Origin of the sequence: Nereida sp. MMG025 (genome assembly GCF_021654165.1) — a bacterium.
In the GTDB taxonomy this organism is placed as follows: domain Bacteria; phylum Pseudomonadota; class Alphaproteobacteria; order Rhodobacterales; family Rhodobacteraceae; genus Nereida.
The window spans coordinates 502,238-517,135 of record NZ_JAKFZN010000003.1 but is presented as its reverse complement, the minus strand read 5'-3'; the positions used below and the strand labels follow the sequence as shown (position 1 = coordinate 517,135).

Annotated in this window: 18 protein-coding genes; 5 read left to right on the top strand and 13 right to left on the bottom strand. The window is 57.1% G+C overall.

The genetic code is table 11. The features are described 5' to 3' along the window. Positions 1-4 precede the first annotated feature (4 nt). Genes L1065_RS11850 through L1065_RS11840 form a run of 3 tightly spaced genes read right to left on the bottom strand, consistent with a single transcriptional unit; the run spans position 5 to position 2,792 of the window. Positions 5-1,357: a TRAP transporter large permease gene (locus L1065_RS11850; RefSeq protein ID WP_237095686.1), complete on the bottom strand. Its 1,353-nt coding sequence runs from the start codon at positions 1,355-1,357 to the stop codon at positions 5-7. Further along, on the bottom strand, positions 1,354-1,935 hold the full coding sequence (locus L1065_RS11845; protein WP_237095685.1) for a TRAP transporter small permease: 582 nt from the start codon (positions 1,933-1,935) through the stop codon (positions 1,354-1,356). Before L1065_RS11845 ends, L1065_RS11850 begins: the two co-directional genes overlap by 4 nt. 17 nt (positions 1,936-1,952) lie before the next feature. Continuing rightward, the gene (locus tag L1065_RS11840; protein WP_237095684.1) at positions 1,953-2,792 is read right to left on the bottom strand and encodes a neutral zinc metallopeptidase; all 840 of its coding nucleotides are present in this window, start codon (positions 2,790-2,792) and stop codon (positions 1,953-1,955) included. Between the two features lie 119 nt (positions 2,793-2,911). Here L1065_RS11840 and L1065_RS11835 point away from each other — a divergent pair, with 119 nt between their 5' ends. Continuing rightward, positions 2,912-3,490 (top strand): YqaA family protein, encoded by a 579-nt coding sequence (locus L1065_RS11835; protein ID WP_237095683.1) that lies wholly within the window; start codon positions 2,912-2,914, stop codon positions 3,488-3,490. Next, on the top strand, positions 3,487-3,942 hold the full coding sequence (locus L1065_RS11830) for a disulfide bond formation protein B (protein WP_237095682.1): 456 nt from the start codon (positions 3,487-3,489) through the stop codon (positions 3,940-3,942). The genes L1065_RS11835 and L1065_RS11830 overlap by 4 nt, the downstream gene beginning before the upstream one ends. 79 nt (positions 3,943-4,021) lie before the next feature. On the opposite strand, the gene L1065_RS11825 is transcribed toward L1065_RS11830, so the two are convergent. The 10 genes from L1065_RS11825 to yajC form a co-directional block, all read right to left on the bottom strand. Then, positions 4,022-4,561, bottom strand: coding sequence for a DsbE family thiol:disulfide interchange protein (locus tag L1065_RS11825; protein WP_237095681.1), 540 nt, complete (start codon positions 4,559-4,561; stop codon positions 4,022-4,024). Beyond that, positions 4,554-4,703, bottom strand: a complete 150-nt coding sequence (ccmD, locus tag L1065_RS11820; protein ID WP_239030038.1) for a heme exporter protein CcmD — start codon at positions 4,701-4,703, stop codon at positions 4,554-4,556. Before ccmD ends, L1065_RS11825 begins: the two co-directional genes overlap by 8 nt. After that, positions 4,703-5,434, bottom strand: coding sequence for a heme ABC transporter permease (locus L1065_RS11815; RefSeq protein ID WP_237095679.1), 732 nt, complete (start codon positions 5,432-5,434; stop codon positions 4,703-4,705). The genes ccmD and L1065_RS11815 overlap by 1 nt, the downstream gene beginning before the upstream one ends. 69 nt (positions 5,435-5,503) lie before the next feature. Next, positions 5,504-6,166 (bottom strand): heme exporter protein CcmB, encoded by a 663-nt coding sequence (gene ccmB / locus L1065_RS11810; protein ID WP_237095678.1) that lies wholly within the window; start codon positions 6,164-6,166, stop codon positions 5,504-5,506. Continuing rightward, entirely contained in the window at positions 6,163-6,777 is a 615-nt protein-coding gene (ccmA, locus tag L1065_RS11805; RefSeq protein ID WP_237095677.1) for a heme ABC exporter ATP-binding protein CcmA, read from the bottom strand. The genes ccmB and ccmA overlap by 4 nt, the downstream gene beginning before the upstream one ends. 5 nt (positions 6,778-6,782) lie before the next feature. After that, a complete protein-coding gene (locus L1065_RS11800) occupies positions 6,783-7,136 on the bottom strand; it encodes an Mth938-like domain-containing protein (RefSeq protein ID WP_237095676.1) in 354 nt (117 codons plus the stop codon). 27 nt (positions 7,137-7,163) lie between these two features. Beyond that, on the bottom strand, positions 7,164-7,889 hold the full coding sequence (locus L1065_RS11795) for a sulfite exporter TauE/SafE family protein (protein WP_237095675.1): 726 nt from the start codon (positions 7,887-7,889) through the stop codon (positions 7,164-7,166). Between the two features lie 85 nt (positions 7,890-7,974). Beyond that, entirely contained in the window at positions 7,975-8,943 is a 969-nt protein-coding gene (secF, locus tag L1065_RS11790) for a protein translocase subunit SecF (protein ID WP_237095674.1), read from the bottom strand. A gap of 4 nt (positions 8,944-8,947) precedes the next feature. Continuing rightward, complete coding sequence (gene secD, locus L1065_RS11785) at positions 8,948-10,609, bottom strand: protein translocase subunit SecD (RefSeq protein WP_237095673.1); 1,662 nt, start codon at positions 10,607-10,609, stop codon at positions 8,948-8,950. A 26-nt stretch (positions 10,610-10,635) separates the two neighbouring features. After that, complete coding sequence (yajC, locus tag L1065_RS11780) at positions 10,636-10,923, bottom strand: preprotein translocase subunit YajC (protein ID WP_237095672.1); 288 nt, start codon at positions 10,921-10,923, stop codon at positions 10,636-10,638. Between the two features lie 261 nt (positions 10,924-11,184). Here yajC and L1065_RS11775 point away from each other — a divergent pair, with 261 nt between their 5' ends. The 3 genes from L1065_RS11775 (at position 11,185) to L1065_RS11765 (ending at position 14,867) form a co-directional block, all read left to right on the top strand. After that, complete coding sequence (locus L1065_RS11775) at positions 11,185-12,804, top strand: pentapeptide repeat-containing protein (protein WP_237095671.1); 1,620 nt, start codon at positions 11,185-11,187, stop codon at positions 12,802-12,804. 72 nt (positions 12,805-12,876) lie between these two features. Further along, positions 12,877-14,166, top strand: a complete 1,290-nt coding sequence (gene serS, locus L1065_RS11770; RefSeq protein ID WP_237095670.1) for a serine--tRNA ligase — start codon at positions 12,877-12,879, stop codon at positions 14,164-14,166. After that, the gene (locus L1065_RS11765) at positions 14,163-14,867 is read left to right on the top strand and encodes a hypothetical protein (RefSeq protein ID WP_237095669.1); all 705 of its coding nucleotides are present in this window, start codon (positions 14,163-14,165) and stop codon (positions 14,865-14,867) included. The genes serS and L1065_RS11765 overlap by 4 nt, the downstream gene beginning before the upstream one ends. Positions 14,868-14,898: the final 31 nt, after the last annotated feature.

The following is a 14,898-nucleotide window of genomic DNA, read 5'->3' as shown; positions in this document are numbered from 1 at the left end:
TCCATCAGACCATCATGGCGACCAACCACAGGGTCAGCGGCGGAAAGGCGACCAAGATCACAACCCGGATCAAATCAGACAGCACAAACGGCGCAACGCCGCGGTACGTCGCGCTGATCGGAATGTCGCGCGCCACGCCATTGATAATAAAAAGGTTCATGCCCACGGGCGGCGTGATCAAACCAACTTCCACCACGATAAGGGCCAATATACCGAACCAGATCAGCGTCATCTCTGCCGACATGCCAAAATCGAGCACCTCTATGATCGGCAAAAAGATCGGGATGGTAAGCAAGATCATGGAAAGACTGTCCATGACGCAGCCAAAGATCAGGTAACACAACAGCATCACCGCCAGCACCATGATCGGGGCAAAGCCCTGCGTTGCGACCCAGTCGGCCAACATATCGGGGGCCCGCGTCAGAGCAAGGAAGCCTTTGAATATCTCGGCCCCCAGAAGGATGAAGAAGATCATTGCAGTTGCTTTGGCCGTCTCAATAATCGCTTCCAAAAACAGCGCCCACGTCAGGCTTCGGTTTGCCAGGCCGTAAAGCGCAGTCGCCACGGCCCCAAAAGCCGCCGCCTCATTCGGCGTAAACAGCGCTTGCGTCCCGTCCTTCACCCAATTCCAGTCACCGACAATTCCGCCCATGGTCAGCACGAAAATTGCAATAACGGGCCACGTGCGCGCAAGTGTCTTGAAGCGCGCTGCATAGGGTTTGCGCGGTGCAGTCGTGGCAGCATCTGGGCGCAGACGGACATAAATCGCCACGGTCAGGATATAGCCAATGGCCGCCAATAGCCCCGGAACCAGCGCCGCCATGAACATCTTAACGATATTCTGTTCTGCCATGATTGCGTAGATCACCAAAATAATGGACGGCGGTATCAGGATGCCAAGTGTGCCGCCGGCGGCCAGAACACCTGTCGACAAGCTGTCCGAATAGCCGCGCTTGCGCATCTCAGGCAATGCGACCTGCCCCATGGTCGAGGCCGTGGCAAGTGATGAGCCGCAGACAGCACCAAATCCCGCACAGGCCCCGACCGAAGCCATTGCAATCCCGCCTTTGCGATGACCAAGCCAATCATTCGCCGCATTGAACAGCGCCGCCGACATGCCGGTTTTTGTTGCAAACTGCCCCATCAACAAAAACAACGGAATAATAGAGAGGCTCTGGTTCGAAAACGTCTCATAGGTCAGCGATTTCATCTGCGCCATAGGGGACGCAGGCGTGCCAAGCACATACCAGATGCCAAAAAACCCGGTCAGCCCCATCGCAATCGCAATGGGCACCCGCAAAAAGATACCCAAGAGCATCAAGCCAAACCCGCTCAGGGCAAGCTCCAGACCGCTCATAAGCCCATATGGGGCTCTTGCCCCTCCAGCACCCAGTTCAAGGCACGCCACACACAATAAAGCGCGGTCACCGCAAAGATCGCCGCGCCGATCAACGCCAGCCCATAGGGAATCCAGACGGGAATCTGCAGCTCATACGTGGTTTCGGCAAAATATGGTTTGTATCCCATCCCCAAAGTCTGGCGGACTGTTTCTGAGCCATAGGGAAACTTCTCACCAAATCCGAACCAAAGCTGCCTGAGGATCAAAAGCGATGCGCCTGCGATAAGCACGTCACCAATCAGTCCGAACACAGCCTTGAGGCGGTCAGGCAACCTGTCGACCACAATATCAACACTCACATGTCCGCGTTTGTAATGACACAGGGGCAAAAACGCGAAAACGGCCAACGCGCATCCATTCGCCACAATCTCGTAGTCGCCCCGTATGGGCGCGTTAAACAGCTGACGTGTGGTAATGGACGCCACAGTCACCAAGGCCAGCGCCACCAAAATAAACCCACCAGCATAGGCAAGCCATCGCACCATCGTTTCGATGCGGGCACCAAAAATAGTTTGGGCGCGTTTGGCAATGGGCATAAGCGATCGGTTTCTTGTCAGAGGGCGTTCGTGCCAAAGGTATCGCACTGCCGCAAATCGGCCGTTTCATAGCCTTTGGCAAACCAGCGCTGGCGCTGATCGGATGTGCCGTGGGTAAAGGTATGCGGATTGGGGCGCTTGCCTGCGTTGCGTTGCAACGTGTCATCACCGATTTGCTTGGCAGCATTTAACGCCTCCTGCAAATCCCCACGCTCCAATGTGCCAAGCCGCTCTTGGGCATACCGTGCCCAGATCCCCGAATAACAATCCGCCTGCAACTCCAACCGCACACTTATCAGATTGGCGTCGCGTTCCGAGGCCTGCGCACGGATACGATTGGCCTGACCAAGAATACCCAACTCGTTTTGGACGTGGTGCGCGACCTCATGGGCGATTACATAAGCTGCCGCGAAATCACCGCCCGCGCCAAGGCGCTGCTCCATCGTGACAAAGAAATCTGTATCCAGATAGGCCTTTCGATCCGCGGGGCAGTAAAACGGCCCCGATGCACCATCTGCCCCGCCGCAAGGACTGTTTGTTGCACCTTTGAACAACACCAAAGTGGGCGGCACATAGGCGTCTCCCACCTGCGTGGCGAAAATCTCTGCCCAGATGGTTTCTGTATCTGCCAAAGTGACGGCAGCGAACTCACCCGCGCGCTGGTCGGCTTGGCTGATTTGACCGTTTTGCCCCGATTGCACTTGCTGGCCATCAAGAAGAAAGGACGTATCAACCCCCAGAAAATACCCGATCACAACAATCGCCAGCACACCAAGCCCGCCACCCGCGGCCTTGCCGCCGCCCATTTTGCGACGGTCTTCAATATTGCGGCTGCTGCGTCGGCCCTGCCATTTCATTGCGTCGTTCTCCCGTGAATACCCACGCAGTTTAACGCACCAAACCCTGCACACAACCTTGACGCAGCGCCTTGGGAACGTCATGTGCAGTTTAACCGTCATAAAAAGGCCGAGCAGCCATGATCCGCAGACTCTACGACTGGACCCTTTCAATGGCAGACCATCCCCGCGCGCTGTGGGTTTTGGCCTTTGTTTCCTTTATTGAAAGCTCGGTTTTTCCCATCCCGCCAGATATTTTGATGATCCCGATGATCTTGGCGGCCCCCTCGCGCGCCTTTCTGATTGCAGGCGTTGCATTGGTCAGCTCTGTACTTGGCGGGCTGTTGGGCTATGCAATCGGCGCGCTGGCCTTTGAAACCGTCGGGCAACCTGTTTTGGAAGCGATGGGTAAGGCCGACAGCATGGAAGCCTTCAACGACCGCTTCAACGGCGTGGGCTTCTGGGCGGTTCTGGTCGCAGGTGTCACGCCATTTCCTTACAAGGTCATCACCATCATGTCGGGATGGACCGCAATGCCCTTGGGTACATTCATTGTCACTTCCATCATCGCGCGGGGTCTGCGGTTCTTTATCGTCGCAGCGCTTTTGTGGAAGTTCGGCGCGCCGATCAAAGACTTCATCGAAAAGCGTCTTGGGCTGATGTTCACCCTCTTTGTCATCGTTTTGATCGGTGGCTTTTACGCACTTAAATTCCTGTGATCCGCACCGCACATATCGCGGCCCTTGGCTCGCTCGGCTTGCTTTTGGGCGCATATGCGTTCCAGCACCTTGGCGGCTTGGCGCCTTGCAAAATGTGCCTATGGCAGCGCTGGCCTCATGCGGCTGCAATCCTTATCGGCGCATTGCTCTTTTTTGTCCCCTCAAGATGGCTCCTCTGGCTTGGCGCAGCAGCCGCGCTGACCACCGCAGCCCTTGGCGCCTATCACTCGGGCGTTGAACAAAAATGGTGGCCCGGACCGAGCTCATGTTCAGGCAACGGGCTCGGCGGGCTGTCAGGCGACAGCCTTCTCGATTCAAATGCCGCCAATACAATCATCATGTGCGATGAGATCGCTTGGGCATTCGCGGGCCTCTCCATGCCCACTTGGAACGCCGTAATCAGCTTTGCGCTTGCAGTACTATGGATCAAAGCCGCCCTAAAGGCTGCCTAGACTTCATTGTTGTCCAAATACCTCGGGGAGTTTGAGGGGCAGCGCCCCTCATCCAAACATGGTGGGTGGCCTCAGCCACTCAATTTGAACGCGCGGCCTCTATGGCAGGGCGTATGGTGCTTTCCAGAATACTTTCGGTAATCGGCCCTGCAAACCGAAGCCTTATGACGCCGTCACTGTCAATCACATAGGTTTCGGGAATTCCGTAAACGCCCCACTCTACGGCAGTGTCGCGCCCTGTGATGTCTTGGCCCGCCGCGTCGAACGGATTGCCAAGCTCTTCCAGAAAACCGATCGCATTGTCCATATCGGGTTCTTTATAATTGATACCATAGATCGGCACGCCCTCGGCCTGCAACGCCATCAACTGGTCATGTTCGGCGCGACAAGGGGCGCACCAGCTGGCCCAGAAATTCACCAGCTTCACACCCTCTTCTTTCAACGCGTCACTGTCGAATGTTGGCAGGGCCGCCAGTGGTGTGATGACCACCTCAGGCGCAACCTGCCCCGCGCGGGCAGAGGGCAGACTGTCAGGGTCATCACGGAACATGCCCACACCGACCAAAGCGGCAAAGCCAGCGAACACCAGCGGCGGGATCAGCATCAACGGTTTAGCCATTGCGGCGCGCCTCGATCTCGCTCAGGGCGGCTTTGACTTTGCGCGATTGACGCAAGCTCACAAGGATCAGCCCCACAATCAGCGCAATCGTCACAGCATAGGCCAACATAACGTCGGCCGCGTATTTCCCCAGATCAACCATCACCCCATCCTTTCGCGCGCCTGCAATGCTTGCAGGCGGCGGGCGCGCACCTCGGTGCGTGTGCGCTGCAACACCAGCGCTAAAAACAGCACGCCAAAGCCCACCATGGATATCGCAAGCGGCACAAAGAATACATCTGCCACCGTTCGTTCGCCTGTCGCCACGGGAACGGATGTGCCTTGGTGCAAGCCTTGGTTCCAAAACCGCACAGCATAGCGCGACAACAGCGCAAAGACCGAGCCGACAAGACACAGCACTGCCGTAAGATCGGCGGCGGTATCCTTGTTTTCGATCGCTTCCCAAAGCGCCATGTAGCCCAGGTAAAACAGGAACAATATCAAGAACGATGTCAGACGCGGATCCCACGCCCAGTAGGTGCCCCACATCGGCTTGCCCCAGATGGCACCGGTCGCAAGCGCAATCACTGTCATTATTAACCCGATCGGGGCCGCAGCCTTACTGGCCAGCGCCGACACATGATGGCGACGCACCAACCAGATCAGCGAGGTGATCAGCATCATCACCCAGATGTTGATCGCCATCATCGCCGACGGCACATGGATGTAGATAATCTTGACGGTGCTGCCCATGCGGAAATCATCAGGCGTGAAGAAAAAGCCCCAGACGACGCCCACACAGCACAACACGGCCGCCAGCCCTGTAACCCAAGGCAGGACGGTGCCTGACAGCGCCATGAACTTGCGCGGATTTGCGTATTCCCAAAGTGACATGATGCTTAGATAGGCCCAGTTGCTCTTTTGTTGAGATATGACATGCCGTCGCGGTCGCTCACAATCGCTTTATTGCCCTTTCAGCCCGACGCGGATTGCCGCAGCCGATGCAAAGGGCATCAGGGCCACGCAGCCCATTGTGATGCCAGCGACCATCAAAAGCGGCGTGGTCGTGGGCAGACCTTCGGCACCCCGCCGCACGGTCTCCGCCCCGAAAATCAGCGTCGGCATATAAAGGGGTAACACCAGGAGCGACAACAGCAAGCCCCCGCGTTTCACCCCCACAGTCAGGGCCGCACCGAAGGTGCCGATCACCGACAAAGCGGGCGTGCCCGCCAACAAAGACAGGATCATCCACGGATAGGCCTGAAGCGGCAGGTTCAACAGCAGACCAAGCAACGGGGCAATCACCACCAGCGGCAGTCCGGTTGTCAGCCAATGGGCCAGAGCTTTGATGCTGACTGTGCCCTCCATCGGCAAGGGCGCCGTCGCCAGCAGATCCAGCGACCCATCTTCAAAATCTAGCGCAAAAATACGATCAAGCGACAACAAGCACGCCAGCAGTGATCCAACCCACAAGATGCCGGGTGCGATGCGGGCCAACACTTCGGCATCGGGACCGACCCCGAAAGGCACAAGCGTCACAAGGATCAGAAAGAACGACAGCCCAAGGCCAAAACCACCCCCTGCCCTGATCGCAAGTCTGAGATCGCGGATCAAAAGCGCCTTCACAAAAACGCCTCGTCAAAGGCTTCTTCAGTGGGTGGCACGGCCTTGAACGGGGCAAGATCCAGCTCGCGCGCCTCGGACAGTCCCAAATCAATATGCGTGGCCAACACAGCCGCCCCACCGCTTGCAAGGTGGGTGCGCACACGGTCGGCAAACAGGTTTACCGAAAATTTATCAAGCGACACCGTAGGCTCATCCAGCACCCAGATCGGGCGGCCCGTCACCAACAGTCTGGCCAGCCCAAGGCGGCGCTTTTGTCCTGCTGAAAGCTGCGCTGCCGGACGGCTTTGCAAATCCGCCATATTCATATCGTGCAACGCTTGCTCCACGTCACCGCCACCATAAACGTCCGCCCAGAATTGCAGGTTTTCGCGCACGCTCAGTTGCGCTTTGAGACCGTCCGAATGGGCGCCGTAGGCAACGGCATCTTCATCATGCGCAATCGTTCCAGCCAGCACAGGTTGCAGCCCCGCAATCGCACGCAAAAGCGTTGTTTTGCCAATGCCGTTGGGGCCGCGCAGAACAAGCGCCTGCCCTGCGCCCACGTCAAACGAGACACCTTCCAAAACAGGCAGACCACCACGGGCCACAGTAACATCGGCAAGCGAAAGCATGTGCGCTACACAGGGATCAAGGCCAACGCGATGCGCCGCCCTTCACTGACCAAGACATTGTAGGTGCGGCATGCGGATGGCGATGACATAGGCTCAACCCCAAATCCGGCCGCTTCGAGGGCTTGTTTGAATGCAGCGGGCGGATGGGCGATGTCTTTGCCCGTGCCCACAAAAACCACATCAATGCTTTCTTTCAGTGCGACCAAGGCTTGCAGATCCTCATAGCCGCCCCAAGGGCCCGCACCGTTGGGGTGCACCAGCGTCGGGCCTTCAAACACCTCGCCACCGATACGGAAAAATCCGGGGCCATAGCCGTCCACCGGAATGGCATCATCATAGGTGATTTCGGTCAGTTTCATCAGCGTGCCTTTCCTCTTGCGTCCTGTTTAATCCCAAAGCGGCAGACCCGAAAGGGCAGAAACCGTGATGATGAGATATGCCACACGCGTATAAAGCGTCTCGCGCGTGGGATCAAAAAGGCGCGTTCCGATCAACACCCCCGCCATGTATGGCAAAATCAGGGTGGCGCCGATCAATATGGCCTCACCAGACAGCCGGCCCATCGCCCCGAGAACGGCAATCATCGTGACATCGACCAGCACCAAAAACAGCATTGTGTTGGCCCGGATCACCTTGGGCGGATGCGGGCTGGCCATATAGAGCAAAATGACAGGGGGTCCCGCCAGCCCCGCAACGCCACCCAAAAAGCCCGAAAGTGCGCCCGTAGCGTAAATCATCCAGCGTTTCAAAACACCTGAATACCGCAGCCCAAAGATCAGGCATATCAACAGGCATAGCGAAATACCTGATACGCCGTAGCGAAACACCTGTGGTTGCGTGACAGTCAGAACACTGAGGCCAACAGGAACCATAACGGACATTCCGAGCCACAGGCGCAAAACATCCCGCGGATGCCCTTCCTTGATCGCGCGGGGCACCGCAGGAAGCGGCCCGATGATATCCATGACAATCAAGGTTACGATGGCGGCAAAGGGGTCAAGCACCTGCCCTGCGACGGGCAGGTAGATCATCGCGGTTCCAAACCCTGCAAAGCCGCGCACGAGACCCGCGACAAGCACGGCACCCACAAGCAGCGGCCAGGCGTCCGGCAAAAACGCCATCCTTCAGCGCAACGCGACAAGGCCTTTCGAAAGGCCTTGCCCCGCGATTTTCGAAAATCGCGCGCCCGACGCGGGGCTAGGCGTCCACATCGCCAAACTGGGTGCCACCTTCATCTGTGGGTTTGGACCAGTCGCGCTTGACGCCAAGCCACAGCAACATCGCAGAAGCCACGAAGATCGACGAGTAGGTTCCGACAATCACCCCCCAGATCATCGCAAAGACAAACCCGCGGATCACATCGCCGCCAAGCACATAAAGCGAAATAAGTGCCAGAAGCGTGGTCACCGATGTCATGAACGTCCGCGACAGCGTTTCGTTGATCGACAGGTTCAAAACCTCTTTGAGCGGCTTTTGTTTGTATTTGCGCAGGTTTTCCCGCACGCGGTCAAACACAACCACAGTGTCATTGAGCGAATAGCCCACGATGGTCAGAAGTGCCGCGATGATCGCAAGGTCAAAGCGGATTTGAAGTTCCGAAAATACGCCGATCGTCAGGATCACATCATGCACAAGGGCCGCAACAGCGCCAAGTGCGAACTGCCATTCAAAGCGCAGCCAGATGTAGATCAGGACCGCACCGATTGCCAACACGACCGCAATCGCTGCGGTCTGGATCAGCTCACCCGACACCTTTGGGCCGACACTTTCTACAGACTGCACCGTCAGGGTTGCATCGACAGCCTGCAACGCGGCGGTCACATCCGCAATCATATCGCCCGAGGCCGCCTCTTCGCCCTCTTGTGCCTGAATACGGATCATTGCCACGTTTTCATCATCGGCAAATTGCGGGTCAAACACCTCGGTGATCGAGACATCGCCCAGATCCAAAGGTTCAACCGCTGTGCGGTAAGCTGCAATGTCCACCGGGCTTTCCGCTTGGGTGCGGATTGTGGTGCCGCCCTGAAAGTCGATGCCGTAATTGAGCCCTTGAATGATGAAGCTGACAAACGCCACCACCATCATGAGCCCCGAAATACCAAGCCAAAGGTTGGCGCGTTTGAAGAAATCGAAGCTTGTGTTTTGTTTGACCAGACGCAGACGCATTGGGCTAGACCTCGATTGTTTTGGGGCGACGGTGTTCAAACCAGATCACCACGAACAGGCGTGTGACGTAGATCGCTGTAAAGACGGATGTCAGGATGCCAAGGCCAAGGGTGATCGCAAACCCGCGCACAGGCCCCGAGCCCATGACAAACAGGATCACGGCCGTGATAAACGTGGTGATGTTGGCGTCGATGATCGCCGACAGCGCCTTTTCATAGCCAAGCTCGATGGCGCGGGCGGGTCCTTTGGACGTCTTGAGTTCTTCGCGGATCCGCTCGAACACCAGCACGTTGGCATCCACCGCCATCCCGATGGTCAGCACGATCCCTGCGATACCCGGCAGCGTGAGCGTCGCTCCGATCAGCGACAGCAGGCCGAAGATTAGGCCAACGTTGATGATAAGCGCGATATTGGCAAAAACACCGAAGGTGCCATAGCTGAGGAACATAAAGACCAGCACCGCGATGAATGCGACGATGCAGGCGATGCGCCCTGCCTCGATACTGTCGGCACCCAGTTCGGGGCCGACCGTGCGTTCTTCGACAAACTCAGGCTCAACAGGCAGCGCCCCTGCGCGCAACAGGACCGCAAGCTGCGTGCTTTCCTCAAGGCTGAAGTTGCCTGTGATGATGCCAGAGCCGCCGGGAATGGCTTCGTTGATGCGCGGGGCGCTGATCACTTCTTCGTCGAGGACAATCGCAAACAGCTGTCCGACGTTTTCCGCGGTGTAGCGCCCGAATTTCGCGCCGCCCGCACTGTTGAAGCGGAAGGACACGGCTGGCCCACCGTTTTGATCGAACGAGGGTTGGCTGTCGACAAGGTCTTCGCCCGTGACGACGGGATTTTCTTCGAGGATGTAGAAGATGCCTTCTTCATCAATCGACGGGAACAACACATTGCCGACCCCTGCCCGCACGTTGGCGTCGGCAGAGCGGCCGATCACGGGATGGAACGAAAGTTGCGCGGTGGTGCCGATCAGGTCTTTGAGTTCCTGCGCCGATCCCAGGCCCGGCACTTGAATAAGGATACGATTGGCGCCCTGACGCTGGATGGTGGGTTCGCGGGTGCCGACCTCGTCGATACGGCGCCGGATGATTTCGAGCGATTGCAGCATGGTGCGCTCGTCGGTGGCGGCTTTTTCCTCGTCTGTCAGGCTGACGATGATCACGTCATTTTCGGCACGCACCTGAATATCAGTGGCGTTAAGCGCGGACAATGACGCCACTGGCGTTGCAACACTCTCAACGATTTCAAGGGCTTGCGGCACGTTTGCGGGCTCGGCGATGCGGATGCGGAGTTCACCGTCTTCAATGCCGAGGCGGCGGAAGTTGCCGATCTGGTCGCGGTTGTCGCGCAGCGCATCAAAGACCGATGGCCAGATGCCGACCATGCGCTTTTGATACACGTCCTCAAGCGGAAGCTCGGCCAACAAATGCGCCCCGCCCCGCAAGTCAAGCCCCAGGTTGACCAACCCCGATGGCAACACCGATGGCCAACGTGCGGCCTGATCGATCAGCGTGGGCGATGCCCCGTCCAGTTCCATCGCGGCGACGGCGTCGTTATGCGCTTCGACCCGTGGGTAAAACAGGTTGGGCAGCGCCAATGACAGACCGACAACAATGGTCAGCACAATCATGATCCGTTGCCAAAGGGTGATCTGGAGCATCGAAAAACCCCTTTCAGGTCAGGGGGTTAGCTTGCAGGTTCGGTCTTGTTCAACACTTGGGTGATGGTGTTTTGCACGACCCGCACCTTGACGCCATCGGCCACTTCGACCTCCAGCTCGTTCTCGCCTTCCTTGACCTTCGAGACCTTGCCGATCAGCCCGCCCTGAGTGACCACCTGATCGCCACGACGCAGGGCCGCGACCATCGCCTGATGCTCTTTCATCTTCTTTTGCTGAGGGCGGATCAGCAGGAAATACATGATCGCAAAGATCAGGATAAGCGGGACAAATTGTGCGAAGGCGCTGCCGTCCATGGGAACCTCTTTTGGGTGCTAAAGTTTGGGGGAACCTATGCATGATATGGGGGGTGTGCAAGGTGCGAAAACGCCAAAAACGGGTGTATGGCCTAGCGTCTGCTCACGGTATGGCAATGCGTCAGACGTTCTATGGTTTGCGCCGCGCGCAACAGGGGCGCAAATTGGCGGATGTTACCGCGCCCGCACGCCTGCGATTTGCCACTGGCTGACCCGTTTTTTGCGCGTTAGGGTTGTGGTGTTGGTGACGGAGATTTGATGATGCAGGTGTGGTTGGACGGCGCCTTTACCTTTGGAGATGCCACACGGTTGCAAGTGCTGACCGTGGGGCTATTGGCGTTGTTGTTCGTCGGGGCCATATGGGGCGCAGGGCGCAAACAGCCCGACGACAAAACGGCGGAGAGCCTGCAAAAGCGTCTGGGGATGCAAGAGATGCCCGCCGCGCTGTTTACAGGGCTGTCGGTGATCTGGGCTATTGTGTTTGTCGTTCTGGTGGCAGGATTGGTGTTTTTGATTATCAAGCTGCTGCTAACAGCGGCTCCTATCAATTACGAAGATAAAAGCGACTTTAGGTTTTTGCTGGCGCAGTTTGTCGGGATAACGGCCGTTACAGGTGCGGTGATTGGGCTGCCCCTAACGATGTTGCGGCTGAAATATACGCGGACGCAAACACAAACTGAGATCGAAGGTCTCATTACGGATCGGATCAATAAAGCGGTTGAGGGATTGGGCGCAGAAAAAGTCCTGAAACGCAATCAACGGGACAGTAGCGGAAAGTCATTGGCTTTTGAAGAAACTGGTCCCAATTTAGAAGTAAGAGTTGGTGCGATTTATTCACTGGAAAGGATCGCGAAAGATAGCCCGAGGGACGAAGCTCAGATTGTTGAGACACTGACTGCCTACATACGTGGGAACACAAAGAAAGATCAAAGTAGCACCAGTCCAGTAGAAATCTGGAGAACCGCTTCGAAGGATTTAGAATTTAGCAATTTCGATGGTTTGGATTTTGATCATGAAATCCATCGAAGAACAGGAATTGATCCAAATCATGACTTAGACCCTGATGCTCTAACCCATTGGGCACTAAGATGCTCGCCTCCGAGAATAGACATCCAAACAGCTATTGAGGTAATTGGACGAAGTTTCACAAAGGACTATCGAAACATTACGAAAAAGCAATGGCGCTTGGATCTAAGCGATTGCAACCTTCAAGGAGCGGTTTTTGAGGATGGCTTTTTCGAACTTACAAATTTTGCAGGAAGCCGCTTGGATGGGGCAGACTTTTCATCGGTAAGGCTTAAGGGGTCAGACTTTAGTTATGGCTCACTAATTGGCGTAGACTTTGATCTTGTTAACCTTGAAATGTGTACCTTTAGTGACGTGGACTTACATGGAGCCGAGATCGTTCGCTCAATACTTGAAGAAAGCGACTTTTCTTCGTCTCGGATGATAGGGATAACCATAGGTGAGGCTACCATGGCTCGCTGCGCATTCTACTCAGTTGATTTTACTGGGGCCAAGATCAGAGCCACAATTTTACGAGGTACTAATTTTAGGTCAACCAATTTGAAGGGCGCAAAGCTGGAAAGAAACCAATTAGAAGGGTCTTACTTTTCCGGGACCTTATTCAACGACTTCACCTCGTTCAAACACAGCGATTTGGCCGGTAGCTTAATTGTTAACGTCTATCCCAATGTTCCACAGTTAACCAAACAGCAAATATATTCTATCTTTTCGCTGAAAGCTGAATGGAGGGAAGCAAAATTGGATGCTGAACCACCAGCTCATTGGGCAACTGAAAATACCAAAGCTGATCCTATTTACGACCAATGGCGCGCGTGGCAACGTTCCATCGGCTTTGACCCAGACGACCCCACCTGACCGCTGCCCTACCCATCCTCTCCTGAGCGTTCTATACCGCTGGCAATGATTCACGTTAGCCCGAGGCCCCCGATGCACGACATAAAATTCATCCGTGAGACCCCTGATTTGTTTGATGCCGCGATGGCTCGGCGCGGGTCGGACGTGCGGGCGGCGGATGTGCTGGCCATTGATGCTGCGCGCCGCGCCAAGATCAAGGCGGCCGAGGATGCCAAGGCCGAGCAGAACGCGGCCTCCAAGCAAGTCGGCGCGGCCAAGGCATCGGGTGATGAGGCCGAGTTTGAACGGTTGCGCGCGCTGGTGGGCGACAAGAAGGCCGAGGTCGCGGCGTTGGGCGATGAGGCCAAGGCGCTGGACGCGCAACTGACCGACCTGCTGATGTCGGTGCCCAACCTGCTGGATGCCTCTGTCCCCGATGGCGCGGATGAGGCCGACAACGTCGAGATCAAGCGGTGGGGCACGCCGCGCGAGATGGGGTTTGACGCGGTTGAGCATTTCGAGATTGCAGGCGTGCGCGGCGGCATGGATTTTGAGACGGCGGCCAAACTGTCGGGCTCGCGGTTCATGGTGCTGAAGGGGGCAGTGGCGCGGATCCACCGCGCGCTGGCGCAATTCATGGTGGACACCCATGTGGACCACAACGGGCTGGAAGAAACCTGGGCGCCGGTATTGGTGCGCGAGGAGATGATGTATGGCACGGGCCAGCTGCCCAAGTTTGGCGAGGACAGCTACAAAACGACAAACGGCTGGTGGATGGTGCCCACGGCAGAGGTGCCGCTGACGAATGTGTGGAACGGTGAGGTGGTTGACGCAAGCGCCCTGCCCCGCCGCATGGTGGCCCATACGCAGTGTTTCCGCTCCGAGGCGGGCAGCGCGGGGCGTGATACCGCAGGGATGCTGCGCCAACACCAATTCGAAAAGGTCGAAATGGTCAGCATCACCCACCCTGACGACAGCATGGCCGAGCATGACCGGATGACCGCTTGTGCCGAAGGCATTCTGGAAGCACTCGAGTTGCCCTACCGCACGGTGGTGCTGTGCACGGGCGACATCGGGTTTGGCGCGATCAAGACCCATGACATCGAGGTCTGGCTGCCGGGTCAGGCAAGCTACCGCGAGATTTCTTCTGTGTCGGTGTGCGGTGATTTCCAAGCGCGGCGCATGAACACCCGTTTCAAAGAAGCGGGTGGCAAACCGCAGTTTGTCCATACGCTCAATGGCTCGGGCCTTGCGGTGGGACGTGCGTTGATTGCCGTGCTGGAAAATGGCCAGAATGCAGACGGATCAGTCACACTGCCAGCAGCCCTTCACCCCTATCTGGGCGGCAAAACGCGGCTGACCGCAGAAGGGCTATTGGTATGAAAGCCTGGCTGACCCTGATCGTAACCGCTGCGTTTTTTGTGGCTCCCCTGATCACACCGCCGTTTACGGGCTACACGGACGGGCAACTGCCGATCGCACAACCCAACCCGCCTGTCCAACCCGCAGGCTATGCTTTTGCGCTTTGGGGGGTGATCTATAGCTGGCTGGCCGCCAGTGCGATATTTGGGGTGCTCAAACGCAGCGATGATACAGCATGGGACGCTGCACGCCCTGCCCTGATCGTTAGCATCGCCGTGGGTGCCGCTTGGCTTTGGGTGGCGCTGGCCTCGCCCATCTGGGCCACAATCCTGATCTGGGTCATGCTGGCTGGCGCGCTGGTTGCGCTATTTCACGCGCCGCGCAAAGACATCTGGTGGTTTGCGGCCCCTGTTGGCCTTTATGCAGGCTGGCTGACAGCGGCGGCAAATGTCTCGCTTGGTGTCGCTGGCGCTGGCTACGGGCTGTTTTTTGGCGCCGAGGTCTGGGCCCTGATCTGCATCGCGCTGGCCCTTTTGATCGCCTTGGGCGTCATCTGGACCGCCCCGTTTGTGCTGACCTATGGCGCTGCCGTGGTCTGGGCCCTGATCGGAATCCTTGTCGCCAATGGCCTGGACCTCACTGGCGGGCTTGCTATCGCAGGCTGCCTTGCAGTGGCTGGCGGACTTCTCGCGGCGCTGCGGGGGAAAGCTATTCAAGAATAGCTTTCGGGGCGCCAGATTATTCTGGAATAAT

Excerpts from the sequence above, each read along its gene's own strand:
- L1065_RS11850 (WP_237095686.1), bottom strand. The coding sequence starts at position 1,357 with ATGAGCGGTCTGGAGCTTGCCCTGAGCGGGTTTGGCTTGATGCTCTTG.
- L1065_RS11845 (WP_237095685.1), bottom strand. The coding sequence starts at position 1,935 with ATGCCCATTGCCAAACGCGCCCAAACTATTTTTGGTGCCCGCATCGAA.
- L1065_RS11840 (WP_237095684.1), bottom strand. The coding sequence starts at position 2,792 with ATGAAATGGCAGGGCCGACGCAGCAGCCGCAATATTGAAGACCGTCGC.
- L1065_RS11835 (WP_237095683.1), top strand. The coding sequence starts at position 2,912 with ATGATCCGCAGACTCTACGACTGGACCCTTTCAATGGCAGACCATCCC.
- L1065_RS11825 (WP_237095681.1), bottom strand. The coding sequence starts at position 4,561 with ATGGCTAAACCGTTGATGCTGATCCCGCCGCTGGTGTTCGCTGGCTTT.
- ccmD (WP_239030038.1), bottom strand. The coding sequence starts at position 4,703 with ATGGTTGATCTGGGGAAATACGCGGCCGACGTTATGTTGGCCTATGCT.
- L1065_RS11815 (WP_237095679.1), bottom strand. The coding sequence starts at position 5,434 with ATGTCACTTTGGGAATACGCAAATCCGCGCAAGTTCATGGCGCTGTCA.
- ccmA (WP_237095677.1), bottom strand. The coding sequence starts at position 6,777 with ATGCTTTCGCTTGCCGATGTTACTGTGGCCCGTGGTGGTCTGCCTGTT.
- L1065_RS11800 (WP_237095676.1), bottom strand. The coding sequence starts at position 7,136 with ATGAAACTGACCGAAATCACCTATGATGATGCCATTCCGGTGGACGGC.
- secF (WP_237095674.1), bottom strand. The coding sequence starts at position 8,943 with ATGCGTCTGCGTCTGGTCAAACAAAACACAAGCTTCGATTTCTTCAAA.
- secD (WP_237095673.1), bottom strand. The coding sequence starts at position 10,609 with ATGCTCCAGATCACCCTTTGGCAACGGATCATGATTGTGCTGACCATT.
- yajC (WP_237095672.1), bottom strand. The coding sequence starts at position 10,923 with ATGGACGGCAGCGCCTTCGCACAATTTGTCCCGCTTATCCTGATCTTT.
- L1065_RS11775 (WP_237095671.1), top strand. The coding sequence starts at position 11,185 with ATGCAGGTGTGGTTGGACGGCGCCTTTACCTTTGGAGATGCCACACGG.
- serS (WP_237095670.1), top strand. The coding sequence starts at position 12,877 with ATGCACGACATAAAATTCATCCGTGAGACCCCTGATTTGTTTGATGCC.
- L1065_RS11765 (WP_237095669.1), top strand. The coding sequence starts at position 14,163 with ATGAAAGCCTGGCTGACCCTGATCGTAACCGCTGCGTTTTTTGTGGCT.